The organism is Burkholderia sp. 572 (assembly GCF_040545135.1).
In the GTDB taxonomy this organism is placed as follows: domain Bacteria; phylum Pseudomonadota; class Gammaproteobacteria; order Burkholderiales; family Burkholderiaceae; genus Burkholderia; species Burkholderia cepacia.
In genome coordinates this window covers 213,438-238,437 of the sequence record NZ_JBEPLH010000009.1, presented here as the reverse complement: position 1 = coordinate 238,437, position 25,000 = coordinate 213,438, and the positions used below count along the sequence as shown (strand labels likewise).

The 25,000-nt window shown below is 69.3% G+C and carries 15 protein-coding genes and 1 pseudogene; 11 read left to right on the top strand and 5 right to left on the bottom strand.

The genetic code is table 11. The features are described from left to right. Positions 1-437: 437 nt before the first annotated feature. From ABIC51_RS19105 to ABIC51_RS19095, 3 genes are all read left to right on the top strand, one after another. A complete protein-coding gene (locus tag ABIC51_RS19105) occupies positions 438-9,044 on the top strand; it encodes an autotransporter-associated beta strand repeat-containing protein (RefSeq protein WP_175897644.1) in 8,607 nt (2,868 codons plus the stop codon). Positions 9,045-9,199: 155 nt separating this feature from the next. After that, the gene (locus tag ABIC51_RS19100) at positions 9,200-11,422 is read left to right on the top strand and encodes an amylo-alpha-1,6-glucosidase (protein WP_027789590.1); all 2,223 of its coding nucleotides are present in this window, start codon (positions 9,200-9,202) and stop codon (positions 11,420-11,422) included. A 96-nt stretch (positions 11,423-11,518) separates the two neighbouring features. Further along, complete coding sequence (locus ABIC51_RS19095; RefSeq protein ID WP_006482135.1) at positions 11,519-11,770, top strand: hypothetical protein; 252 nt, start codon at positions 11,519-11,521, stop codon at positions 11,768-11,770. Between the two features lie 498 nt (positions 11,771-12,268). Here ABIC51_RS19095 and penR read toward each other — a convergent pair whose 3' ends face one another. After that, positions 12,269-13,159 carry a beta-lactamase transcriptional regulator PenR gene (gene penR, locus ABIC51_RS19090; RefSeq protein ID WP_060066690.1) on the bottom strand — a complete coding sequence of 297 codons (891 nt, stop codon included), beginning with the start codon at positions 13,157-13,159 and terminating at the stop codon, positions 12,269-12,271. 128 nt (positions 13,160-13,287) lie between these two features. On the opposite strand from penR, the gene blaPEN-bcc reads away from it, so the two are divergent. After that, positions 13,288-14,238 (top strand): PEN family class A beta-lactamase, Bcc-type, encoded by a 951-nt coding sequence (gene blaPEN-bcc / locus ABIC51_RS19085; protein WP_175897643.1) that lies wholly within the window; start codon positions 13,288-13,290, stop codon positions 14,236-14,238. 479 nt (positions 14,239-14,717) lie between these two features. Here blaPEN-bcc and ABIC51_RS19080 read toward each other — a convergent pair whose 3' ends face one another. The 4 genes and pseudogenes from ABIC51_RS19080 to ABIC51_RS19065 form a co-directional block, all read right to left on the bottom strand. Then, positions 14,718-14,918 carry a DUF805 domain-containing protein gene (locus tag ABIC51_RS19080; RefSeq protein WP_027789587.1) on the bottom strand — a complete coding sequence of 67 codons (201 nt, stop codon included), beginning with the start codon at positions 14,916-14,918 and terminating at the stop codon, positions 14,718-14,720. Between the two features lie 571 nt (positions 14,919-15,489). Continuing rightward, positions 15,490-15,640, bottom strand: a pseudogene (locus tag ABIC51_RS19075) (antibiotic biosynthesis monooxygenase); the annotation flags it as partial. A 421-nt stretch (positions 15,641-16,061) separates the two neighbouring features. After that, entirely contained in the window at positions 16,062-17,438 is a 1,377-nt protein-coding gene (locus ABIC51_RS19070; protein WP_027789586.1) for an ATP-binding protein, read from the bottom strand. Continuing rightward, on the bottom strand, positions 17,435-18,097 hold the full coding sequence (locus ABIC51_RS19065) for a response regulator (protein ID WP_021159887.1): 663 nt from the start codon (positions 18,095-18,097) through the stop codon (positions 17,435-17,437). Before ABIC51_RS19065 ends, ABIC51_RS19070 begins: the two co-directional genes overlap by 4 nt. 229 nt (positions 18,098-18,326) lie before the next feature. On the opposite strand from ABIC51_RS19065, the gene ABIC51_RS19060 reads away from it, so the two are divergent. The 7 genes from ABIC51_RS19060 (at position 18,327) to ABIC51_RS19030 (ending at position 25,000) form a co-directional block, all read left to right on the top strand. Next, positions 18,327-18,680 carry a YgiW/YdeI family stress tolerance OB fold protein gene (locus ABIC51_RS19060; protein WP_021159886.1) on the top strand — a complete coding sequence of 118 codons (354 nt, stop codon included), beginning with the start codon at positions 18,327-18,329 and terminating at the stop codon, positions 18,678-18,680. A gap of 63 nt (positions 18,681-18,743) precedes the next feature. Next, entirely contained in the window at positions 18,744-19,604 is an 861-nt protein-coding gene (locus tag ABIC51_RS19055) for a MurR/RpiR family transcriptional regulator (RefSeq protein ID WP_011354378.1), read from the top strand. Positions 19,605-19,658: 54 nt separating this feature from the next. Then, positions 19,659-20,084, top strand: coding sequence for a GNAT family N-acetyltransferase (locus ABIC51_RS19050; protein WP_175755468.1), 426 nt, complete (start codon positions 19,659-19,661; stop codon positions 20,082-20,084). A 189-nt stretch (positions 20,085-20,273) separates the two neighbouring features. Next, a complete protein-coding gene (locus ABIC51_RS19045) occupies positions 20,274-21,941 on the top strand; it encodes an ankyrin repeat domain-containing protein (RefSeq protein ID WP_175854326.1) in 1,668 nt (555 codons plus the stop codon). Positions 21,942-22,228: 287 nt separating this feature from the next. Further along, the gene (locus ABIC51_RS19040; RefSeq protein ID WP_027789583.1) at positions 22,229-23,089 is read left to right on the top strand and encodes an isocitrate lyase/PEP mutase family protein; all 861 of its coding nucleotides are present in this window, start codon (positions 22,229-22,231) and stop codon (positions 23,087-23,089) included. A 337-nt stretch (positions 23,090-23,426) separates the two neighbouring features. Continuing rightward, positions 23,427-23,693: a YodC family protein gene (locus ABIC51_RS19035; protein WP_027789582.1), complete on the top strand. Its 267-nt coding sequence runs from the start codon at positions 23,427-23,429 to the stop codon at positions 23,691-23,693. A gap of 101 nt (positions 23,694-23,794) precedes the next feature. After that, positions 23,795-25,000, top strand: a complete 1,206-nt coding sequence (locus ABIC51_RS19030; RefSeq protein WP_226128028.1) for a cytochrome P450 — start codon at positions 23,795-23,797, stop codon at positions 24,998-25,000.

Sequence of the window (25,000 nt, the reverse complement as noted above, 5' to 3'; positions counted from 1 at the left end):
TGGCCGCGATAATCGCGTGGATATCGGTGTTTTCACGGATGCGTCATTTTCGCTGCTGTAAATAAATATCCAGGAAATTGACAAAAGGAATACGGATTTACCTGCCAGGCGCGCTCCGATAAGTAAAAAATGCGCGCCCGCCGGACCTCGATCAAATGGGGAAAAGATCGACTGGAAAAGCCTGTTTTTTTGATATAGCCTTGTCTGACAAAAGCAGGGCGGTGATCAAATCAACCAGAAAATCGCTGCAGAAAAACAGGGGCCATCGACATGTCATTCGGCTAGTTTCACGCCTGCCTTCCCGGGCCAATTAAAGATTCGTCCATGAATTAACCGACGTCGCATCGCGACAGCCGGGGCGGACGCTTTTGTCCGCGATTTTATGCTGGCGGCCGTTCGATTTCACGGTAATACCAATTCCAATAACGAGGGAAAGCATGAATCTTGCGCGTTCGAAAAAAGCCGGCGAACCGTTTCCGAGATTGCTGTTGCCGACGGGCGTTTTCCTGGCGTTGTCCGGCGCCGGTATCGTGCCCGCCCAGGCGACCTGCAGCACGGCAGGCACGACGGTAACCTGCTCCGGGGTCGCCAATCCGCTTGCGCCGAGCTATGCGAACAGCGCGAACAACATCCACGCCACCGTCAATCCCGGTGCGAGCGTCGGCGTGCTGCTCGGCGTCGGCGGCACCGCGATGTCGCTGACCGGCAACAACACCATACTGACCAACAACGGCACGATCGACCCGTCCGCGCTTGGTTCCGGGCTCGGCGTGCTGTCGAGCGGTGCGGTGATCGGCAATGCATCGGCGAGCCTCGGCACCAGCGTCACCAACAACGGCACGATGAACGGCACGACCGGCGTGGCGATCAGCGGCGTGACAGGCATGGCGCTGTCGGTCCAGAACGGCACGGGCGGTACGTCGACGATCAACAACACCGGCACGATCGGCTCGAACCCGCTGGTCGGCGCAACCCTCGTCGGCGCGGACGCGCCCGTGGTGGCCGCGTACGGCGGCGCCACGGTCAACATGACGAATAGCGGGACGATCAACGGTCGCGTGTCGCTCGGCTCGAACGGCACGCCCGGCCAGGGCAATACGTTTACCAACTCGGGCACGATCAACGGCGGCGTGTCGATGGGCGCGAACAGCACCAACACGTTCAATGCCGTGACGGGTTCGTCGGTCAATACGGCGGGCGGCACCGGCGGCGGGTTCAACATCACGATCGGCCCGAACACGATCAACGTGGCGGCGACGGGCACGGTCGACGGCGGCGCGGGCGGCGACAACACGCTCAACCTGAAGCAGGGCACCAGCGCGAACGGCACGATCGCGGTCAACAACTACGTCAACTTCAATCACGTCGACGTCCAGGCCGGCAACTGGACGATCAACGGCGCGTCGACCGCGCAGGACACGACGCTGTCGGGCGGCGTCGCGATCATCGGCAACAACGCGTCGCTCGGCACCGGTAACGTCACGGCCAACGGCGGCGCGCTGCAGGCGGGTACCGCCGGGCTCAACGTCGGCAACACCGTGACGCTCGGCGCGGGCGGGCTGACGGTGCAGGGCGCGACCGGGCTCACGCTGTCGGGCGCGGTGACGGGCGGCGGCGCGCTGACGAAGAACGACGGCGCCACGCTGACGTTGACCGGTGCGAACAGCTACACGGGCGGCACGAACCTGAACGGCGGCGGCATCGTCGTCGGCAACAACGGGGCGCTCGGCAGCGGTGCGCTGAACGTCAACGGCCCGGCCTCGCTCGACTCGAGTACGAACACGACGCTCGCCAACAACGTCAATCTCGCCAACGGCACCACGCTGACGGTCGGCGGCAGCAACAATCTCGGGCTGGCCGGCACCATCAACGGCAACGGCGGCATCGTGAAGAACGGCGCGGCGACGCTGACGCTGACGGGCGCGAACACCTACACCGGCGACACGACGATCAACAGCGGCACGCTCGCGGTGGGCGCGGGCGGCAGCCTGGCCTCGACCGGCACGGTGAACCTGACCGGCGCCGGCGCGACGTTCGACGTGAGCAGCGCATCGGGCACGCAGGCGATCGGCGCGCTGGCGGGCTCGGCCGGTACCAGCGTCAACCTCGGCGGCAATTCGCTGACGCTGAACGGCACCGTCAATGCGACGTACGCCGGCTCGATCGGCGGCGCGGGCGGCATCACGCTCTCCGGCAGCGGCACGCAGACGCTGACGGGCACGAACGTGTACACGGGCGGCACGAACCTGAACGGCGGCAACCTCGCGGTCGGCAGCAATACGGCGCTCGGCATCGGCGCGGTGAACGTCAACGGCTCGTCGTCGCTCGATGCGATCGCCAACGTATCGCTCGCGAACAATGTCAACGTCGCCACCGGCACGACGCTCACGCTCGTCGGCAGCGCCGATGTCGGCCTGAGCGGCACGGTCTCGGGCGGCGGCGGTCTCGTGAAGAACGGCGCGGCGACCGTGACGCTGTCCGGCGCGAACAACTACGCCGGCGGCACGACGCTGAATGCGGGCGGCCTGGTGCTCGGCAACAACTCGGCACTCGGCACGGGCGCGTTGACCGTCGGCGGCGCGGCGACGCTCGATACGAGCGCGAACCTGTCGGTCAACAACGCCGTCAACCTCGCCAACAGTTCGACGCTGACACTGGGCGGCAGCCATGCGCTCACGCTGAGCGGCGGCATTTCCGGCGCGGGCGCCCTCGTGAAGGACGGCGCGGCGACCACGACGTTGACGGCCGCGAACACCTACACGGGCGGCACGACGATCAACGCGGGCACGCTGGCGATCAGCGGCGGCGGCAGCCTGGCGTCGACCGGCGCGGTGAACCTGGCCGGCGCGGGCGCGGCGCTCGACCTGAGCGGCGCGACCGGCGCCCAGTCGATCGGCGCGCTGTCGGGCGTGGCCGGGACGAACGTCAACATGGGCGGCAACGGGCTGACGCTGGGCGGGACGGCCAGCGGCACCTTCGGCGGCGCGATCGGCGGCACGGGCAGCCTGACGCTGGCCGGCACCGGCACGCAGACGCTGAACGGCGCGAGCACCTACTCGGGCGGCACGAACCTGAACGGCGGCAGCAGTGTCGTGCTCGGCAACAATGCGGCGCTCGGCACGGGCACGCTGAGCGTCGCAGGCGCGGCGACGCTCGACACGAACACGAGCCTGTCGGTCAACAACGCGGTCGATCTTGGCAACGGTTCGACGCTGACGCTCGGCGGCAGCAACGCGCTCACGCTGAACGGCGGCATCGCCGGCGCGGGCGGTCTCGTGAAGAACGGCGCGGCGACCACGACGCTGACGGGGACGAACACCTACACCGGCGGCACGACGATCAATGCCGGCACGCTCGCGGTGGGCGCGGGCGGCAGCCTGGCGGCGACCGGCGCGGTGAACCTGGCCAACGCGGGCGCGGCGCTCGACCTGAGCGGCGCGACGAGCGCGCAGACGATCGGCGCGCTGTCGGGCGTGGCCGGGACGAACGTCAACATGGGCGGCAACGGGCTGACGCTGGGCGGGACGGCCAGCGGCACCTTCAGCGGCGTGATCGGCGGCGCGGGCAGCCTGACGCTGGCCGGCACCGGCACGCAGACGCTGACGGGCGCGAACGCCTATACGGGCGGCACGAACCTGAACAGCGGCGGCCTCGTGCTCGGCAACGGCGGGGCGCTCGGTTCCGGCGCGCTGAACGTGGGCGGCGCGGCGACGCTCGACACGACCACGAGCCTGTCGGTCAACAACGCGGTCAATCTTGGCAATGGTTCGACGCTGACGCTCGGCGGCAGCAACGCGCTCACGCTGAACGGCGGCATCGCCGGCGCGGGCGGTCTCGTGAAGGACGGTGCGGCGACGACGACGCTGACGGCCGCGAACACCTACACGGGCGGCACGACGATCAACGCCGGCACGCTGGCGCTCGGTGCGGGCGGCAGCCTCGCGGCGACGGGCGCGGTGAACGTGGCCGGCGTGGGGGCGACGTTCGACGTGAGCGGCGCGACGGGCGCGCAGACGATCGGCGCACTGAGCGGCGTGGCCGGCTCGGCCGTGAACCTCGGCGCGAACGGCCTGACGCTGAGCGGGACCGCCAGCGGCAATTTCGGCGGCACGATCGGCGGCACCGGCGGCCTGACCGTGGCCGGCACGGGCACGCAAACGCTGTCCGGCACGAACACCTACACGGGCGGTACGACGATCGACGCCGGCAGCACGCTGGCGCTCGGCGCGAACGGCAGCCTCGCGTCGACCGGTACGGTGGACCTCGCCGGTGCGGGCGCGACGTTCAACCTCGGCGGCGCGTCGGGTGCGCAGACAATCGGCGCGCTGACCGGTGTGGCCAGCACGAACGTGAACCTCGGCGCGAACGGGCTGACGCTGAGCGGCAACGGCAACCACGCGTTCGGCGGGACGATCGGCGGCACGGGCAGCGTGACGTTCGCGGGTGCCGGCACGCAAACGCTGACGGGTGCGAATACCTACACGGGCGGTACGACGATCAACGGCGGCAGCACGCTGGCGCTCGGCGCGAACGGCAGCCTGGCGTCGAGCGGTGCCGTGAACCTGGCCGGCGCAGGCGCGACGTTCAACCTGAGCGGCGCATCGGGCTCGCAAACGATCGGTGCATTGAACGGCGCGGCGAATACGAACGTCGATCTTGGCGCGAACGGGCTGACGCTGAGCGGGACGGCCAGCGGCACGTTCGGCGGCGTGATCGGCGGCACGGGCAGCGTGACGTACGCTGGTACCGGCACGCAAACGCTGACCGGCGCGAACACCTACACCGGTGGCACGACGATCGACGCCGGCAGCACACTCGCGCTGGGTGCGAACGGCAGCCTGGCCTCGGGCGGTGCCGTGAACCTTGCCGGCGCAGGCGCGACGTTCAACCTGAGCGGCGCGTCGGGTGCGCAAACGATCGGCGCGTTGAACGGCGCGGCGAATACGAACGTGGATCTTGGCGCGAACGGGCTGACGCTGAGCGGCACGGCCAGCGGCACCTTCGGCGGCGTGATCGGCGGCACGGGCGGCGTGACGTACGCGGGTACCGGCACGCAAACGCTGACCGGCGCGAACACCTACACGGGCGGCACGACGATCAACGGCGGCAGCACGCTGGCGCTCGGCGCGAACGGCAGCCTGGCGTCGGGCGGTGCCGTGAACCTTGCCGGCGCAGGCGCGACGTTCAACCTGAGCGGCGCATCGGGCTCGCAAACGATCGGCGCGTTGAACGGCGCGGCGAATACGAACGTGGATCTTGGCGCGAACGGGCTGACGCTGAGCGGGACGGCCAGCGGCACGTTCGGCGGCGTGATCGGCGGCACGGGCAGCGTGACGTACGCGGGCACCGGCACGCAGACGCTGACCGGTGCGAATACGTACACGGGCGGCACGACGATCAACGGCGGCAGCACACTCGCGCTCGGCGCGAACGGCAGCCTGGCGTCGGGCGGTGCCGTGAACCTTGCCGGCGCAGGCGCGACGTTCAACCTGAGCGGCGCATCGGGCTCTCAAACGATCGGCGCGTTGAACGGCGCGGCGAATACGAACGTGGATCTTGGCGCGAACGGGCTGACGCTGAGCGGGACGGCCAGTGGCACCTTCGGCGGCGTGATCGGCGGCACGGGCGGCGTGACGTACGCGGGTACCGGCACGCAAACGCTGACCGGCGCGAATACGTACACGGGCGGCACGACGATCAACGGCGGCAGCACACTCGCGCTGGGTGCGAACGGCAGCCTGGCCTCGGGCAGCGCGGTGAACCTCGCCGGCACGGGCGCGACGCTCAACCTCGGTGGCGCATCGGGCGCGCAGACGCTCGGCGTGCTGAGCGGCGGTACCGGCACGAACGTGAACCTCGGTGCGAATGGCCTGACGCTGAACGGCAGCGGCAACAACACGTTCGGCGGGACGATCGGCGGCACGGGCAACGTGACGTTCGCGGGCGCCGGCACGCAGACGCTGACCGGCGTGAACACCTACACAGGCGGCACGACGATCAACGGCGGCAGCACGCTGGCGCTCGGCGCGGGCGGCAGCCTGGCTTCGGGCAGCGCGGTGAATCTCGCCGGCACGGGTGCGACGTTCGACGTGAGCGGCGCATCGGGGGCACAGACGTTTGGTGCGCTGAGCGGCGGTACCGGCACGAACGTGAACCTCGGCGGCAACGCACTGACGTTGAACGGAAGCGGCGGGACATTCGGCGGGGCGATCGGCGGCACGGGCAGCGTGACGTTCGCGGGTGCCGGCACGCAAACGCTGACGGGTGCGAACACCTACACCGGCGGCACGACGATCAACGGTGGCAGCACGCTGGCGCTGGATGCGGGCGGCAGCCTCGCGTCGGGCAGCGCGGTAAACCTCGCCGGCACGGGCGCGACGCTCAACCTCGGCGGCGCGACGGGCGCACAGACGCTCGGCGTGCTGACCGGCGGTACCGGCACGAACGTGAACCTCGGTGCGAATGGCCTGACGCTGAACGGCAGTGGCAACAACACGTTCGGCGGTGCGATCGGCGGCACGGGCAACGTGACGTTCGCGGGCGCCGGCACGCAGACGCTCACCGGCGCGAATACCTACACGGGCGGCACGACGATCAACGGCGGCAGCACGCTGGCGCTGGGTGCGGGCGGCAGCCTGGCTTCGGGCAGTGCGGTGAATCTCGCGGGCACGGGTGCGACGTTCGACGTAAGCGCCGCGACGGGCGCACAGACGATCGGTGCGCTGACCGGCACGGGCGGCACGAACGTGAACCTCGGCACGAATGCGCTGACGCTGAACGGCAGCGGCAACAACACGTTCGGCGGGACGATCGGCGGCACGGGCGGCGTGACGGTTGCCGGTAGCGGCACGCAGACGCTGACGGGCGCGAACACCTACACGGGCGGCACGACGATCAACGGCGGCAGCACGCTGGCGCTGGGTGCGGGCGGCAGCCTCGCGTCGGCGGGCGCGGTGAATCTCGCGGGCACGGGGGCGACGTTCGACGTAAGCGCCGCGACGGGCGCGCAGACGATCGGCACGTTGAACGGTGCGACCGGCGCGACGATCAATCTCGGCGCCAATGCGCTGACGTTGAACGGCAGCGGCAACGGCACGTTCGGCGGGACGATCGGCGGTGCGGGCGGCGTGACGATCGCCGGCACCGGTGTGCAGACGCTGACGGGCGCGAATACGTACACGGGCGGCACCACGATCGCGGCCGGCGGCACGCTGCAACTCGGCAACGGCGGCACGTCGGGCAGCATCGCCGGCAATGTCGTCGACAACGGCGCGCTGATCGTCAATCAATCCGGCAACGTCACGATTGCGAGCGTGCTGTCCGGTGCGGGCTCGCTGACGCAGGCCGGCAGCGGGCAACTGACGTTGACGGGCACCAGTACCCTGAGCGGGCCGACCACGGTCAGCGCGGGCACGCTCGCCGTCAACGGGTCGCTCGGCCAGTCGACCGTCACCGTGCAGAACGGCGCGACGGTCACGGGCACCGGCACGATCGGCGGCCTCGTGGTGCAGGGCGGCGCGACGGCGGCCGCGTCGCAGCCGGGCGCGGCGCTGAACGTGGGCGGCAACGTCACGTTCCAGCCGGGCTCGACGTTCCAGGTCGCGGCTTCGCCGCAGCAAAGCGGCAGCCTTGCGGCAGGCGGCACGGCGACGCTGAACGGCGGCACCGTGCAGGTGCTCGCGAACCAGAGCGGCTACCAGCCGAGCACGACCTACACGATCGTGACCGCGGCATCGGGCGTGCAGGGCGCGTTCAGCCAGGTGAATGCGAACTATGCGTTCCTGATGCCGACGCTCAGCTACGACCCGAATCACGTGTACCTGCGACTGGTCCAGAACGGCACGTCGTTGCCCGACGTCGCGACGACGCCCAACCAGCGCGCGGTCGCGGCCGCGCTCGGCGGGCTCGGCGCCGGCAACCCGCTGTACGACGCAGTCCTGACGACCGACGTGCCGACCGCACGCCGCGCATACGGGCTGCTCGACGGCGAACTGCAGGCGAGCCTGAAGAGCATGCTGCTGCTCGACAGCCGCTACGTGCGCGACGCGGTGACCGATCGCGTCCGCCAGGGCCTCGCGCCCGGATCGGGCCCGCTCGCCGCGCTGTCGTCGGGCGGCGCCGCGCTGTGCGGCGACAACACGGCCGGCGCGGTCGACGCGACGCTGCCGCCGGAACGCCGGATCGGTTCGCGCGAGGGCTGCTACGGCGGCACGCCTTATCAACCGGTGGTCTGGGGGCAGGCGTTCGGCGGCCGCAGCCGGCTCACCGGCGACGGCAACGCGTCGACGATCAACCGCAGCATGACGGGCTTCATCGCCGGTGCCGACATGGCGCTCAACGACAAGTGGCGTGCGGGTCTGGCCGCGGGCGTCACGCACAGCTCGCTCGACAACGCCCAGAGTTCGTCGGCGTCGGTGAACAGCTACTACCTGTCGCTGTACGGCGGCGCGCAGTACGGTGCGCTCGGCGTGCGCGGCGGCGCGTCGTACACGTGGTACCGGATCAACAGCGACCGCAATCCGGGCTTCGCGGGCTTCTCCGATCACGATTCGGCCGGCTACGACGCGAATTCGGCGCAGGTGTTCGGCGAAGTCGGCTACGCGCTGCCGGTCGGGCCCGTGGCGATCGAACCGTTCGCGGGCCTCGCGTATGTGAACCTGCATACCGACGGTTATACGGAAACGGGGGGCGCGGCCGCACTGCGCGCCGGCGGCGAGACGACCCACGTCGGCTTCTCGACGCTCGGCTTGCGCGCGGCGTCGCAGCTCGGCTCGATCGGGAGCGGCACGTTCACCGCGCGCGGGACGGTCGGCTGGCGGCATGCGTTCGGCAACGTGCGGCCGTCGTCGGCGTTCACGTTCGCGAACGGCGGCACGTCGTTCCAGGTGTCGGGCGTGCCGATTGCCCGCGACAGCGCCGTGCTCGAGGCCGGCATCGACGCGAACATCACGAAGCGCCTGACGCTCGGCCTCACGTACAGCGGCCAGTACGGCAGCGGCGTGCGCGACAACGCCATCCTCGGCAACATACTGTGGAAATTCTGATCCGCATTTGATGTGCCTGTAAGCGACGCCAGGCGGCGACGGCAACGTCGCATGGCGTCGCGCTCTTTGCGTCGCTGCGCACGTTCCCCGTTCTGTCCTATCCTGTGCGAACCACGCGGCGCGCCACGCGCGTCGCGCTCGACACAGGAGCATCGATGCCGAATCACGCCGAAGCCACGACGACCCAGGCGCCGCAGGTTGCGCCAACTGCCCCGACCCCCGCGTCGGGCCCCGCATTCATCGCGCCCGAAGCCGATCCGCAGGCGCTGGCGCGCAACAACCAGTACGTGCTGAAATCCGGCAACGCGTTCGTGGTCAGCGACGCGCTCGGCGACATCGGCGGTCATGACGACGGCCTGTTCGTCGACGACATGCGCGTGCTGTCGAAGTGGCGCTTGACGTTCGGCGGCCGCGCGCCGTCGCTGCTGTCAGGCGCGACGAGCGCCGACAACGCGTCGTTCACCGCCCACCTGACGAACCGCCCGCTGCCGCCGCTCGGCGGCCACGAAACGCCCGAGGGCGTGATCCACATCGAGCGGATACGCGTGCTCGCGGGCGACGTGCTTTACGAAGCGCTGACGCTGACGAACTACGGCTCGAGCGAGGCCGAGGTGCCGCTGTCGCTGTCGTTCGCGGCCGATTTCAAGGACATGTTCGAGGTGCGCGGCACGCAGCGCCCGAAGCGCGGCACCGTGGTGGCGCCGCGCGTCGACGCGGGCGCGGTGCGCCTGCGCTACGACGGCCTCGACAGCGTCGAGCGCAACGTGACCGTGCATTTCTCGCCGGCGCCCGACGCGCTGTCGGTCGATCGTGCCGACTACACGCTGACGATCGCCGCGCAGGCATGCGTGTCGATCTACCTGACCGTCGACGCGACGCTCGGCCCGGCGCATGAAGAAGGGCCGGGATGCGGCCGCGTCGCGCTGCGCACCGCGCTCGTCGGCGTGCACCGCGAAATGCGCGCGCGGCGCGAATCGATGGCGCGCGTGAACACCGGCAATCCGCTGTTCGACGCGTGGCTCGACCGTTCGCTCGCGGATCTCGGGCTGCTCACGACGCAGCTCGACACGGGGCCGTACCCGTATGCGGGCATTCCGTGGTTCTCGACGCCGTTCGGCCGCGACGCGGTCATCACGTCGTTGCAGATGCTCTGGCTGCAGCCGTCGCTCGCGCGCGGCGTGCTGCGGTTCCTGGCCGAACACCAGGCGCGCGAGACTTCCGCGTTCCGCGATGCGGAGCCCGGCAAGATCATGCACGAGTTCCGCCGCAGCGAGATGGCCGCGACGGGCGAGGTGCCGTTCGCGCTGTACTACGGCGGTGTCGATACGACGCCGCTGTTCATCGTGCTCGCGGGCGCGTATGTCGAACGCACCGGCGACGATGCGCTGATCGACGAACTGTGGCCCGCGCTCGAGCGCGCCGCGCAATGGGTGATCGACAAGTGCGACCGTAATCCTTACGGACTGCTCGATTACCAGCGCACGTCGGAGCGCGGCCTCGCGAACCAGGGCTGGAAGGACAGCCACGATTCGGTGTTCCATGCGGACGGCCGCTTTCCGGACGGGCCGATCGCGCTCGTCGAAGTGCAGGCGTATGCATGCGCGGCGCTCGATGCGATGTCGATGTGCTCGTACCGGCGCGGCCACGCGGCCGACGCCACGCGTTATGCGTTGCGTGCGAAGGCGCTGCGCGAGCAGGTCGACGCGCTGTTCTGGATGCCGGAAGGCGATTTCTACGGCATCGCGCTCGACGGTCATGGCGACCTGTGCCGCGTGTTCGCATCGAACGCGGGCCACCTGCTCGCGTTCGGGCTGCCCGACGCCGAGCGCGGCGCGGCGGTTGCCGGCGTGCTCGGCTCGGCGCTGTTCCAGACCGGCTGGGGCATCCGCACGCTGGCCGCCGGCCAGCCGCGCTTCAACCCGATGGCGTATCACAACGGCTCGGTGTGGCCGCACGACAATGCGCTGATCGCGCGCGGCCTCGCGCGCTACGGCGACAAGACGGCCGCGGTGAACCTGCTGCGCGCGCTGTTCGAGGCGGCGGTGAGTTTCGAGATGCGCCTGCCCGAGCTGTTCTGCGGGTTTCCGCGCCGGCGCGGCGAACCGCCGACCGCGTATCCGGTGGCCTGCCTGCCGCAAGCGTGGGCGGCGGGCGCGCCGTTCATGATGCTGCAGGCCTGCCTCGGCGTCAGCATCGACGCGTCGCGTCACGAGGTGCGCGTCGAGCGCCCGATGCTGCCGGAAGGCGTCGACTGGCTGCGGATCGACGCGTTGCGCGTCGGTGACGAAACCGTGTCGCTCACGTTCCGCCGCGTCGACGGCCAGGTCGTCGCATCGGCGGAGCAGCCGGGCCGCGTGAAGGTGGTCGCGGTGCTGTAGCGCGGTGCCGCGCGAACGTTGCGCGATGTCGCGCCACGTTCGCGCGACGCGGCATAGAATCGTGACATGACCCTTGAACGATGGCGGAGGTAGACGATGACGACCGACAACCGGCCCGACGACGGCGAGCACAAGCTCGAGAATCTGGAAGCGGCGGTCGACCACCTGCACAAGTCGATCGAATCGCAGAGCATCGCGGTCGGCGCGGCGAAAGGCATTCTGTTCAGCCTGATCGAAACGCTCGGCGCGCTGATCGGCGATCCCGACCTGCCCGAGCACGCGCGCTCGGGTTACGAGGCGCTGCGCGACAAGGCGAGCGAACTGCGCGGCGGGCTTGACCGGCATTGATGCGCGGATGGCGCCGGCGTTGGCCGAAAGGGCTGCGCCGGCGCTGCCCGATTCTGCAGACGAAGCACAAAACCCCGTGCGCTCAATGAGTTAGGTGGCCGATGCGCAGGATATCCACAAGCTTGCCAACACAATCTGTGGAGAACCGTCCGGCCCCGGGCCGGAAGTGCGGCGCATGCCGTGCGAAAGCGCGTGCGGTGCCACACGGTTGACCGCGCAAGGTCCTTGTATCGAATCCCCTTTTGTATCAGCGTGTTACGCGCCGCATCGGCGGGATATCCACAGGCTTGCCAACATATTCTGTGGATAACTCGCAATCGATTGCGTCGCGACAGTTGACGATCGGGCCTCCGAGGGGCCCGCTCGCGAAGCCCGTGCACACGGGCTGCCCGATGTCTGCGTCCGCACGCTAATTCGTGCGCGATCAACGGCTTAGGCCCCGGGTACCCAGGATATCCACATCCTTGCCAACACTTTCTGTGGACAAGCGGGGCCGTGTCATTCGGCCTGCGCCGCGGCGGCTGCTTCGGCCACGATCCAGTCGCGAAAGAGCGTCATTGCCGGCGTGAGCGGCTTCGACTTCAGCGAGGTGAGCCAGTAGCCGCCGGCGCGCACGTCGACGTCGAGCGGCCGTGCGAGCAGGCCGAGCTGAAGTTCGCGTACGAACATGCATGCCGGCGCGAGCGCGACGCCCGCGCCCTGCATCGCGGCCTCGACCATCAGCCGCGACGAATCGAACACGGGCCCGTTGACCGCCCATGGCGCGAGCTGCGCGGCGTCGAACCAGCCGAGCCATTCGTCGGTGCGGTACGAGCGCAGCAGCGTTTCGTTCGCGAGATCGGCCGGTTGCGCGAGGCGTCGCGCGATGTCCGGCGCGCACAGCGCGGTGAGCGGCGCGTCGAGCAGGTGCTCGTTGCGCGTCGCCGGCCAGCTGCCTTCCCCGAAGCGGATCGCGAAGTCGAGGCCCTCGGCGGCGAGATCGACGACGTTGTTGTTGGTCCGCAGCCGCAGCTCGACGAACGGGTGCGTATCGCCGAACTGCTTCAACCGTGGCATTAGCCAGCCTATGGCAAAGGTGCCGACGACGCCGAGCGACAGCACCTCGTGGAAGCGCCCGCCGTCGAACTGCTTGAGCACCGTCTCGATGCGGCTGAACGCGTCGCTCAGCACGGGCAGCAGCGCGCGCCCCTCGTCGGTGAGCCCGAGGCCGCGCGGCAGCCGTGTGAACAGCGTGCAGCCGAGCCGCTCCTCGAGCGAACGCACCTGCTGGCTGACCGCGGCCTGGGTCACGCTCAGTTCGAGGCCGGCGCGCGTGAAGTTCAGGTGGCGCGCCGACGATTCGAACGCGCGCAGGGCATTGAGCGGAAGATGAGGGCGGAGCTTGGTCATAAGATTTTCTTTTCTCAGCGCTCAATTATCGTTGATTGTCAGGCAACCGTAAAGTCACGATAGTGCTGTCTCGGCGGCCGGCCGTTTTCACTATCGATTCGCCTCCATTCCATCACGAGACAACCGACATGACCTACTCATCGAAACGTCGAACCCTGTTGCTGGCCGCCGCGACGGCGCCGCTCGTTCTCACCGCCACCGCGTGCGCGTCGCGGCAGGCCGCTACGCCGGACGAGGCAAGCGCCGCAGCCGCGGCCGCAGCCGCGGCCGCGGCGGCGGCCGTGGCGCCTGCCGCCGCCGGGCAGACGCTGGCCGAGCTCGAAAGCAGCGTGGGCGGCCGCCTCGGCGTGTGCGCAATCGACACGGCGAGCGGCCGGGTCATCGAGCATCGCGCGGACGAACGCTTCCCGTTCTGCAGCACGTTCAAGGCGATGCTGAGTGCGGCGGTGCTTGCGCAGAGCGTCGAGCGGCCGGCGTTGCTGCAACAGCGCGTGACGTATACCCGCGCCGATCTCGTCAACTATTCGCCGGTGTCGGAGAAGCATGTCGGCGAGGGCATGACGGTCGCCGCGCTGTGCGAGGCCGCGATCCAGTACAGCGACAACTCGGCCGCGAACCTGCTGATGAAGCTGCTCGGCGGCCCGTCGGCGGTGACGGCCTACGCGCGCTCGATCGGCGACGACACGTTCAGGCTCGATCGATGGGAGACCGAACTGAATACCGCGCTGCCGGGCGACCTGCGCGACACGACGACACCGGCCGCGATGGCCGCGAGCATGCGCGTGCTGATGGTCGGCGATGCGCTGCCGGCCGCGCAGCGTGCGCAGCTCGTTGCGTGGATGCGTGGCAACAAGGTGGGCGACAAGCGGCTCCGCGCGGGCGTGCCGGCCGGGTGGACGGTCGGTGACAAGACGGGCACCGGCGACTACGGGACGACCAACGACGCGGGTGTCGTATGGTCGCCGTCGCGTGCGCCGATCGCGGTGGCCGTGTACTACACCCAGGCGCGTGCCGATGCGCGCTCGAAGGACGACGTGATCGCGTCGGTCGCGCGCATCGTGGTTCAGGCCTTCGGTTGACGCGGGCGGTGCGGCGCGCGTGACGCGATGCGCAGGCGGGCCGTGCCGCAGCCGTGACCCGCGCGATCAAACGTTGTGCGATCAACGACTTAGGTCACGCATGCTCAGGATATCCACATGCTTGCCAACAAAAATTGTGGACAAGCCCGCGCGCGGCCGCGCACGGCGTGGCGCGGGCCACCGTGCCGCATTTGAGGCGGCGCGGACAAAGCCTTTCGGATCAAGCGCTTGGTCGCGGTATGCGCAGGCTATCCACACGCTTGCCAACACAATCTGTGGACAAGCCGGTTCGCCTGCGCGGAAGGCGGCCCGTCACGTGGCGCGACGACGTGCGAGCGGCACTTTGCCGGCCGCGTGCCGCATTTGAGGCGGCGCGGACAAAGTCTTTCGGATCAAGCGCTTGGTCGCGGTATGCGCAGGCTATCCACATGCTTGCCAACACAATCTGTGGACAAGCCCGGCAGCCGCGCGGGCGACGGTCAGGGCTGCCGATCGTCGACCGTGGGCCAGCGCACGAACGCGAACACCCACAACATGACGAAGTTCAGGATCGGGACGAACATCGTCAGGATCCACCAGCCCGAATGCCCGGTGCGCCGGACGATGCGGACGTACGGATAAACGACGACGGCGACGAGCACGAGTGAGACGACCAGCTGCCACGCGGTGAAGTGTTCCATGGCCTTCCTCGGAGTGAAGTGTCGGGCGGAACGGCCGGCCCGTCGAACCGTCGCGCGAAGCCGGCGATGCACGGCCGCGTGCGGCTCGCGTGATCTTGACGCGTGGCGGGCGCGAGCGTCAAGGCGAGGGTGGTGCACGGGGGGGGCTCGTCGGTCGCGCGGGATCGTCCGCATTCACGCATGTCCGGGCCACACGCTGCCGCAACCGTGACGCGGCGCATGAACCGTAAGCCGATCAACGGGTTAGCGCACGCGTGCGCAGGATATCCACAAGCTTGCCAACAAAATCTGTGGGTAAGTGGCGCAGCGCATGGCCGGCACGTGTGCGCCGGCCGCGACGTGCATCGTCGTGGCGTCGTGATGCGAAGTGCGGCGAAGCGGTGGACGCGGTGGCCGTCACCGGGGCCGCGTCTGCATCACGCGTGCCAAAGTCCATCGGATCAAGGGTTTAGCGTTGCGGTGCGCAGGATATCCACAAGCTTGCCAACATTTTCTGTGGAGAAGTCCGGGTGCGCGCGCGACGCGCGGGACACCCGCGAATGCCACGCGTTGCCGCGATGCGTGCGGGCGCTCACGCAGTGCAGATGCCGGCCGCGCCGACTTTCTGGAACAGGTGCGGGCTCGCGACGGCGGACGGCGGACGACGGACAGGCCGACAGCCTGACGGCGAACCCGGGATGCGTGAAGGCCGCGCGAAACGCTGCGATCGATTCGCGGATCGCGCAGTACGGCCGGCTCCATTACATGGGCGAACACGTCGGCGCCTCATCCATCCGGCGGTACCGTCGTCGTGCACGAAGAGGGCCGAACCCGACCCAAGCCGGACGGCTGTCAGAAAGGCCTTCTATATTGCTACGGGTCGAAGCGCGCAAGCATCCTCGAAATCTCGACCGCCCTGCGAGTCGAACGGATCGTCGTCGGAAATTGAGACGAAGGAGGGGCGGCGCATGACGCGTGGTCGAGGCTACGGTGGCGGCGTGGATGTGCCTGTTCACGACCGCATGGCGCATTTGCCGCGCATCTCCGACAAACCCTTTCCGATCAATGGCTTGGTGTCGTTAATGGACGGTTGTCCACACGCTTGCCAACACAATCTGTGGAAAAGCCGCGCGAGGCACGTCGCACGTCGCACGCGGCGCGGCGTCAGGCCGGCAGCGGAAAGCGCACCGTGACGGTCAGCCCGCGCCCGCCGCGTGTCGTGCCGAGTGCGACCGTCGCGCGATGCTGTTCGGCGATCCGCTTGACGATCGACAGCCCGAGCCCGCTGCCCGACGACGTGACGGCCTGCGCGCCCTCGCCGCGATAGAAACGCTCCCATACGTCGGTGCGTTCGGCTTCCGGGATCCCGGGGCCGTCGTCGGCGACTTCGAGCACGGGCGTCGTGCCGTCGAGCCGCGCGGACACGTCGACACGCGCGCCGTCGCCCGCATAGCGGATCGCGTTGTCGACGAGGTTGTTCAGCAGCACGCGCAGCGTGTCGGCATTGCCCGACGTCATCACGGGCGTCGACACGATCGCGCCGAGATCGATCCGGTGCGCGTCGGCGACGCGCGTGCGGTCCGATACCACCGACCGGCACAGCGCGGCGAGATCGACGGGCGCCGACGCTGAGGCGGCCGCCTGCGCATCGGGTTCGAGGCGCGCGAGCGTCAGCAGCTGTTCGGCGAGGTGGCCGAGCCGCGTCGTGCCGGCATGGATCTGCGCGAGGATGTGCTCGCGTTCCTCGGCGGTCGACGCGCGCCGCAGCAGCTGCGACTGGATCGACAGCCCCATGATCGGCGTGCGCAATTCGTGCGCGGCATCGGCGATGAAGTGCCGTTGCAGCGTGAACGAGCGGTCCAGGCGCGCGAGCAGGTCGTTGATCGCTTCGGCGAGCGGACGGACTTCGTTCGGCATCGCGCCGACGTCGACCGGCTCGAGATTGTTCGCATTCCTGCGTTTGAGGCCGGATGCGATCGTGCGCAGCGGCCGCAACCCCGCGCCGATGCCGAACCACAGGCCGATCGCGAGCAGCGGCAGCATCGAGAACACGGGCCACAGCAGGTGCACGGCGATGCCCGCGATCGCTTCCCAGCGCGCATGGCGTGCCTGCGCGAGCCGGATCGTCGTGCCGCCGCGTTCGGTCACGTAGGTGCGCCACGGCTGGCCGCCGACGTCGACGCTCGCGATGCCTTTCTGCTCGGGCGGCGGCAGGGTCGAATCGCGGTCGGTCGAATACACGAGCTTGCCGTTGCGCCAGACCTGCAGCAGCACGGCGTCGGGATCGCTCGCCTCGAAACCGTGCTTGCCGTTGGCGCGGTTGCTGAACGACAGCTCGCCGTTCGGGCCGACGACGATCTGCTTCGACATGCTGCGCATCTGGTCGTCGAGCAGGTCGTCGAGCTCGCGCAGCGCGCCCCAGTAGGTGCCGGCACTCGCGACGAGGCCGATCACGCACGCGGCCGGAAGCAGCCACGTCAGCAGGCGCCGCCGCAGCGACGCGTTGCGCCAGCGCGCGATCGCGTGTTGCATGCGCGTCATGCGCCGTCACCGATCCGGTAGCCGACGCCGCGCACCGTGCGGATCATGTCGTGGCCGAGCTTCTTGCGCAGGTTGTGGATGTGCACCTGCACGGCGTTGCTCTCGATTTCCTCGCCCCAGCTGTACAGCCGCTCCTCGAACTGCTCGCGCGAAATCACCGCGCCCGGGTCGCGCATCAGCTCGTGCAGCAGCACGAACTCCTTCGGCGACAGCGTGACTTCGTCGTCGCCGAGCCAGACGAGGTGCTTGACGGGGTCGAGCCGCAGCGGGCCGATCGCGAGGGTCGTCTGCGCGCGGCCCGCGTGGCGGCGGTTGACCGCGCGGATGCGGGCGAGCAGTTCGTCGAGTTCGAACGGCTTGACGAGATAGTCGTCCGCGCCGCTGTCGAGGCCCGCGATGCGGTCGGGCACGCCGTCGCGCGCGGTGATGATGATCGCGGGCAGGTTTTCGTCGCGGCGGCGCAGCGCGGCGAGCACCGACAGGCCGTCGCGGTTCGGCAGCCCGAGATCGAGCAGCAGCAGGCCGTAGCCGGTCGCGCGCAATGCGAGCGACGCGGCGTCGCCGTCCTTCACCCAGTCGACCGCGAAGCCTTCCTGTTTGAGGCCCTGTTCGAGCCCGCTGCCGATCAGCGGATCGTCCTCGACGAGCAGTACGCGCATGGATTCGTGTCTCTTCAACGGGGCGCCATGGCGCCCGGGGTTCCCATGATAAGCGCGCGGGCCTTAGCGGGAGCTTAAACACGGGCGCACGGCCGGCTTGCGCGCGTGCCCGGTGCGGCACCGTGCCGCTGCGGCGCGACCTTCAGGTTTGCTTAATCTTACGGTCCGTAATCTGAGGCCGTCGCGTTCAACGGAGCGCGGCGTCACATCGAAGAAGAGGACCGAAATCATGAAACACCTGACGAGAATCCTGGCGGTTGCGCTCGCCGTGCTGCCCGCCGCCGTTTATGCGGAATATACCGGGCCGTCCACGCTGACCACGACGACCGTGAAGGAACTGCTCGCGAACGGCAAGGACGACCAGCACGTGCAGTTGCAGGGGCGCATCGTCAAGCATGTCGGCGGCGAGGATTACGAATTCGCCGATGCGACGGGCACGATCCGCGTCGAGATCGACCACAAGCTGTGGGCGGCCGGCCAGCCCGTCAGCGACCGGAACGAAGTGAAGGTGACCGGCGAATTCGAGCGCAAATGGTCGGGCAGCGTGAAGGTCGACGCCGATCACGTCGAAGTGCTGCGCTGACCGGTGCACCGGTGTATACGGGGCCGGTGATACCATGGACGACCGGTTCCCGCTCACACCAAGATGGCCGCCAATTTCGACGAACTCGCGTCCCGGATCCGGGCGCAATTTTCCGAGCTGAGCCCGCAATTCCAGGCGGGCGCGGCCTTCCTGCTCGATCATCCCGACGAAGTCGCCACATCGTCGATGCGCAAGGTCGCACAGCGCGCGCAGGTGCAGCCCGCATCGCTCGTGCGGCTCGCGCAGCAATTCGGCTTCCCCGGCTGGAACGAACTGCGCGACCTGTGTGTCGCGCGCGTGCGCACGCGCCCCGAGCCGCTCACGCAGCGGGCGCGCTCGCTCGTGCGGCCCGATGCGAAGGCGTCGCTCGCGCACGACCTGCTCGCCGCGCAACAACACAACCTGTCGGCCACCGCCGCGCAGAACGAGCACGCGCTCGCCGATGCCGCGAAACTCATCCGCAAGGCGTCGCACGTGCATGTCGCGGGGTTTCGCTCGTGCTACCCGGTTGCATTCGGCTTCGTGTACGGCTACCGGCTGTTCCGCCCGACCGTGTCGCTGCTCAACGGCGTCGCCGGGTCGCTCGAAATGGAGCTGCGGACGATCGCGAAGCAGAGCGTGACCGTCGTCGTCAGCTTCGCGCCGTATTCGGCGGAAGCGACGCGCGTCGCGCAGGCCGCGAAGGCGCAGGGCAGCCGGATCGTCGCGATCACCGACAGCGCGGTGTCGCCGATCGCGCTGCACGCGGACGCACAACTGATCTTCACGCACGACAGCCCGTCGTTCTTCCCGTCGCTGGTGGCCGCGCACGCGATGGCCGAAGCGCTGGTCGCGCAGTTGCTGGCGCTCGAAGGCAGCGATGCGATCGCCGCGCTCGAGCGCACGGAAGCGGAGCTGCATGCGAAGGGCGCTTACGTCGTCTGACGCGGTGCGTGCGGGTTCAACCTTCCTCATTTCCGATTCAACCGGACTCGACCGATGACGTTCACATACGAGGTGACCGACGCGGGCGACGTGAACGTTCGCAAGCAGATCGTCGCGCCGCTCATCCGATTCAACGAAAGCCAGGCGGGCCCGAACGACTTCCGCGCGCTGGCCGTGGTCGTGACCGACGCCGAAGGCACGGTGGTCGGCGGCTTGTGGGGCAGCACGGCGTACGGCTGGCTGCATGTCGACCTGCTCGTGGTGCCCGAGGCCGCGCGCGGCCAGGGTGCGGGCACGCGCATCATGGATCTGGCCGAGGCGGAAGCTGTCGCGCGCGGATGCCACGGCGCGTGGCTCGACACGTTCGACTTCCAGGCGCGGCCGTTCTACGAGAAACGCGGCTATGTCCGCTTCGGCGAACTGCCGGATTATCCGGCCGGGCACACGCGCATTTTCCTGACGAAGCAGCTCGCGGGCTGAGCGTCGCCGCATGGAGCGGCCCGGTTGACGCGGTCGCCGGCCGTCGCCTAGGATAGCGGCCAGCGATGCAGGTCGCTTCCGGGTCCGCGGAAAGGGTTGAACCCACCTGTCGCAGCAAATCCAGTCTTCCTCCTGTCCTTTGTGCTGGCGGTATTGCGGACCTTCGGCCATGACTGCACGAGGATTCGCATGAAAAAGCTGCCTCCCGGGGCCAATCCCGATCATCTGAAAAAGCAGGCCAAGGCATTGTTGCGCCTGTACCGGCAGGGTGACGCCGACGCCGTCGCGCGCTTTGTCCGCTTTCTCCCCGCCGCCGCCAACCGCACGCACGACGAAGCGCTCGCGCTCGGGCTCCGGCTTCACGATGCGCAGTCGTGCATTGCGCGCGAGTACGGTTTCGCGTCATGGGCCGATCTCGGCGCGTTCGTCGAAACGCATGCGCTCGCCGGGCAACAGCGGTCGGCGTTGATCCGGCGCTGGCTCGACCTGGCGTACGGCGCCGACGTGACGGGCGGTTTCGATGCGGCCCGGCCGCGTGTCGCCGCGCAACTGCTGCTCGACCGGCCCGATCTCGTTGCAAGCGATCCGACCGTCGCATGCGCGGCCGGCGACCTCGATGCCGTGAAGGCGGCGCTGGCCGCCGATCCCGGATGGATCGCGCGCGCCGGCGGCGTGCTGAAGCTGCCGCCGCTGGTTGCCGTCACGCATTCGCGGCTCGGGCAGATTCCCGGGTTCGCCGTCCGGCTGCGCGCCTGCGCGCGTCATCTGCTCGATGCCGGCGCCGATCCGAACCAGCGGATCGGCAACCGGTTTCCGCCGGCGTCGCTCGCGGCGCCCGACGAAGCGGGGCCGCTGTCGGCGCTGTACGGTGCCGCGGGCGTCAATCGCGATCCGGTTCTGACCGCGATGCTGCTGGAAGCCGGCGCCGACCCGAACGACGGCGAATCGCTCTATCACTCGGTGGAAAATCCGGCCTGTACGCGTCTGCTGCTCGAACACGGCGCGCGGGTGGGCGGGACCAATGCGTTGCGTCGCGCATTCGACATGCGCGATGCGGACGCGCTCGAACTGCTGCTCGCGCATGGCGGCGACCCGAACGAGCCGCCCGGCGAGGGGCTGGCGCAGACCTGGGGCGCACCGTTGTTGCGGGCGATCGGCGTGCGCTGCTCGGCGCGCCACGTCGCCGCGCTGCTGGCGGCCGGCGCCGATCCCCGCGCGCGGACCCCGGCGGGCGTCAGTGCGTACCGGCTGGCGATGCAGACCGGGCTGTCCGAGGTCGCCGCGTTGTTGCGTGCGGCGGGCGCGGAAGAGACGCTCGACGCCGAGGACGCATTCGTGGCGGCCTGCGCGCGCGCCGACGCCGACGATGCGCGACGCATCCAGGCACGGCATCCCGAACTGCCGGGCGCGCTGCCCGGCGAGCGGCTGCGGCTGCTGCCGGATGCCGCCGCGTGGGGGTCGGGCGACGCGGTGAAGGTCATGGTCGAACTGGGCTGGCCGATCGCGGCGCGGGGCGGCGACTGGGACGCGAGCGCGCTGAATCACGCGGTGTTTCGCGGCGATGCGGGCTTGCTGGCGTTCCTCCTCGAGCACGGTGCGAGCTGGCGTGACATGCACGGGTTCGGCAGCGACGCGCTCGGCACATTGTCCTGGGCATCCGTCAACGAACCGGAGCATGTCGGCGCAGCCGATTGGGAGGCTTGCGCGCGGGTGCTGCTCGCGCACGGTGTGCCGCAAGCCGCGCGGGACCCGTCGAATCCGGACGGCGTACTGATCGACGGTCGCGCGATGCGTTTCTCCGAAGCCGTCACCGACGTGTTGCTCGGCATCGACGGCGGGCCACCGGCGGCAAGGTAAGCGGCTATCGGTTGGCAACGGATGGGCGGCGGTGTCGGCCCGCTCGTTGTCGATTGCGGGTTGCCGGCTCCCGATTCCCGATTCCCGATTCCCGGCTTCCTGCTCCCAGCTCCCGACTTCCGGCTTCCGGCTTCCGGCTTCCGGCTTCCGGCTTCCGGCTTCCGGCTTCCGGCGCGCAGTCGGCGCATCGGTTTTTTCCTGTCGCGCGACGACATTTCGGTGAACGCTGAAACGTCGCGTGCACGATCGGCGTAAGCTCGGCCGTCAACTTTCTCCTGGAGCCCGCGATGACCCGTTCCGATCTTCAAGTCCGCCAAGCCGAAGCCTTCCGCGCCCTGCATGCACGTGCCGGCGCCTTCATCATCCCGAACCCGTGGGACGCCGGTACCGCGCGCCTGCTCGCGATGGCCGGCTTCGAGGCGCTCGCGACCACGAGCGCCGGCTACGCCTTTTCGAAAGGCCGGCCCGACTATGCGATCGACCGCGACGAGATGCTCGATCACATCGCCGAGATCGCCGCCGCAGGTGGCCTGCCCGTGAGCGCCGACCTCGAGAACGGCTTCGGCGATGCGCCCGACACGGTGGCCGAGACGATCCGGCTCGCGGCCGAGGCCGGCGCGGTCGGCGGGTCGATCGAGGATGCGACGGGCCGCGCCGACGCGCCAATCTATGCGCACGAAGCGGCGGTCGAGCGCATCGCGGCGGCCGTCGACGCGGCGCGTGCGCTGCCGTTTCCGTTCACGCTGACCGCGCGCTGCGAAAACTACCTGCACGGCCGCCACGACCTCGCCGACACGATCGCGCGGCTCGTCGCCTATCGCGACGCGGGCGCCGACGTGCTGTATGCGCCGGGCATCACCGATGCGGACGACATCGCGGCGGTGACGCGGGCGGTCGGCGCACCCGTGAACGTCGTGATGGGGCTGCAGGGCGGATTGCTGAGCGTCGACGCACTGGCGGCGCTCGGCGTGAAGCGCGTGAGTGTCGGCGGCGCACTGGCGCGGGCCGCGCTCGGCGCGTTCCTGCGCGCCGCGAAGGAGATGGCGCAGGACGGCACGTTTACGTTCACGCAAGCGGCCGTTCCCGGGCGCGATATCAACCGCTGGTTTGCGTCGCCGGATAATTCACCGGTTTTGTTCGGTGAATGAGTGTAAATAAATCGTGGGATCGTTCCCAATCGAAAAGTTGATTGATAATAATCAATCGATTTCACGTCAGAATTAAACGTCGGTGACGACGAAAAATACATCGTCTATTCTCCGCATTTCGCCCGTTCGACCGGGTCCGGCGCGCAAGCCGCGCCGGATCGGGCGGTCGGGCATCCGCCGGGCGCGTCGATGGCGCGCATTGTTGCATTTTCCCGATCATGACATTTTTGAAAAGGGGAGTTGCCGGCCGGTTTTTTGATTGATAATCTGCGGCACGTTCGAATGAACAGTTGGTGGGCTGCCGGGAATATCGATATATAAAAATGCTGAGAGAGCGATGACGATCCGAGAAAATCAACGCGTCAGGTTTCGCGTCGGCGATGTCGTGACGCTGAAGACGGGCGGGCCGCGCATGACCGTGACCTATGCCGGGCCGGTCGTATTCGACGACGGCGACTGGCTGATCTGCCAGTGGTTCGACGAACACGGCGAATTCCGGCAGGAAATGTTCCCTCACGACACCGTGGTGCCGGAGCCGCGCGCGATTTCGGCCGGGCGTGTCCGCATGCGCATGCAGTCGCATCGCTACCGGTCGGCTGCCTGACATTCACCTGACATCGCGAGGCGGCCGCACGCGGCGCCCGCGCCGCGACATTTCACGCCGGCCCGAAACATGCGGCGGTGCACTGCGTCGATACTGTCTGCATGAACCCGACCGATCCCATCGCAGCGGTTACGCACCGCGATCCCTATCCCTACTACGCGGCGCTCGTCGACGGGCCGCCGCTCGCGTTCGACGCCACGCTCGGCCTGTGGGTCGCGAGCCGCGCGGCCGCCGTGACGGCCGTGCTCGGCCATCCGGCCTGCCGCGTACGCCCGCTGGACGCGCCCGTGCCGCCCGCGTTGCGCGGCACGACGGCCGGCGCGCTGTTCGGCGAGCTGGTGCGCATGAACGACGGCGCGTTGCGGCACGACGTGCCGAAGCAGGCGCTGCGCGCGGCGTTCGCGCCGATCGACGCGGCTGCACTGCGCGACCGTGCCATGCAGCTCGCCGCGCGGCGCCTGCCGCCGCCGGGCGATGCCGGCGCGCTGAACACGTGGTGCATGACGGTGCCCGTCTGCGCGGTCGCGGATCTGCTGGGCTTCGACGAGACGCAGCTCGACGCGATCGCGGCGCAGGTGGTCGACTTCGTCGCGGCGCTGTCGCCGCTGTCCGATGCCGAGGCGCTGGCCCGCGCGAGCGACGCCGCGCGACAGTTGCTCGACCGGATGACGGTGCGCGTCGCGCAGACGCGTGCGCACGACGGCACGCTCGTCGCCGCCGTGCAGCAGGCGGCCCGTGCGGCGGGCTGGCAGGCAAGCGGCGCGCTGGTCGCGAACCTCGTCGGGCTGCTGTCGCAGACGTGCGAGGCGACCGCCGCCTGGCTCGGCAATGCGCTGGTGGCGTGGAACGGGGGCGCGGAATCGGGCTTAGAAGCGGGCTTAGAAGCGGGCGCGGGCGCCGCGCGCGTCGTGCCGGACGATGCCGCGCTCGACGCGTTCGTTGCCGAAGTCGGGCGCTTCGATTCACCGGTGCAGAACACGCGCCGCTTCGTCGCATCGCGCACGACGATCGAAGGCGTGACCGTCGAAGCCGGCGACGCGATCCTCGTCGTGCTCGCCGCGGCGAATCGCGACCCGGCCGTGCATCGCGATCCGCACCGGCTGATGCCCGGCCGCGCGGCCGGGCCGAATTTCGGTTTCGGCACGGGGCCGCACGGCTGCCCGGGCGAGCGGATCGCACGGGCGGTGACAGCGGGGGCGTTCGGGGCGTGGCTGCGTGCGGGCGGCGGGCCGCGGCACGACGGGCTGGCGTGGCATTACCGCGCGTCGACCAACGTCAGGATGCCGAAGTTCGACGCGGCAGGGTGA

Excerpts from the sequence above, each read along its gene's own strand:
- ABIC51_RS19065 (WP_021159887.1), bottom strand. The coding sequence starts at position 18,097 with ATGCGCGTACTGCTCGTCGAGGACGATCCGCTGATCGGCAGCGGGCTC.
- blaPEN-bcc (WP_175897643.1), top strand. The coding sequence starts at position 13,288 with ATGACCTACTCATCGAAACGTCGAACCCTGTTGCTGGCCGCCGCGACG.
- ABIC51_RS19100 (WP_027789590.1), top strand. The coding sequence starts at position 9,200 with ATGCCGAATCACGCCGAAGCCACGACGACCCAGGCGCCGCAGGTTGCG.
- ABIC51_RS19080 (WP_027789587.1), bottom strand. The coding sequence starts at position 14,918 with ATGGAACACTTCACCGCGTGGCAGCTGGTCGTCTCACTCGTGCTCGTC.
- ABIC51_RS19045 (WP_175854326.1), top strand. The coding sequence starts at position 20,274 with ATGAAAAAGCTGCCTCCCGGGGCCAATCCCGATCATCTGAAAAAGCAG.
- penR (WP_060066690.1), bottom strand. The coding sequence starts at position 13,159 with ATGACCAAGCTCCGCCCTCATCTTCCGCTCAATGCCCTGCGCGCGTTC.
- ABIC51_RS19095 (WP_006482135.1), top strand. The coding sequence starts at position 11,519 with ATGACGACCGACAACCGGCCCGACGACGGCGAGCACAAGCTCGAGAAT.
- ABIC51_RS19040 (WP_027789583.1), top strand. The coding sequence starts at position 22,229 with ATGACCCGTTCCGATCTTCAAGTCCGCCAAGCCGAAGCCTTCCGCGCC.
- ABIC51_RS19070 (WP_027789586.1), bottom strand. The coding sequence starts at position 17,438 with ATGACGCGCATGCAACACGCGATCGCGCGCTGGCGCAACGCGTCGCTG.
- ABIC51_RS19030 (WP_226128028.1), top strand. The coding sequence starts at position 23,795 with ATGAACCCGACCGATCCCATCGCAGCGGTTACGCACCGCGATCCCTAT.
- ABIC51_RS19055 (WP_011354378.1), top strand. The coding sequence starts at position 18,744 with ATGGCCGCCAATTTCGACGAACTCGCGTCCCGGATCCGGGCGCAATTT.
- ABIC51_RS19060 (WP_021159886.1), top strand. The coding sequence starts at position 18,327 with ATGAAACACCTGACGAGAATCCTGGCGGTTGCGCTCGCCGTGCTGCCC.
- ABIC51_RS19105 (WP_175897644.1), top strand. The coding sequence starts at position 438 with ATGAATCTTGCGCGTTCGAAAAAAGCCGGCGAACCGTTTCCGAGATTG.
- ABIC51_RS19035 (WP_027789582.1), top strand. The coding sequence starts at position 23,427 with ATGACGATCCGAGAAAATCAACGCGTCAGGTTTCGCGTCGGCGATGTC.
- ABIC51_RS19050 (WP_175755468.1), top strand. The coding sequence starts at position 19,659 with ATGACGTTCACATACGAGGTGACCGACGCGGGCGACGTGAACGTTCGC.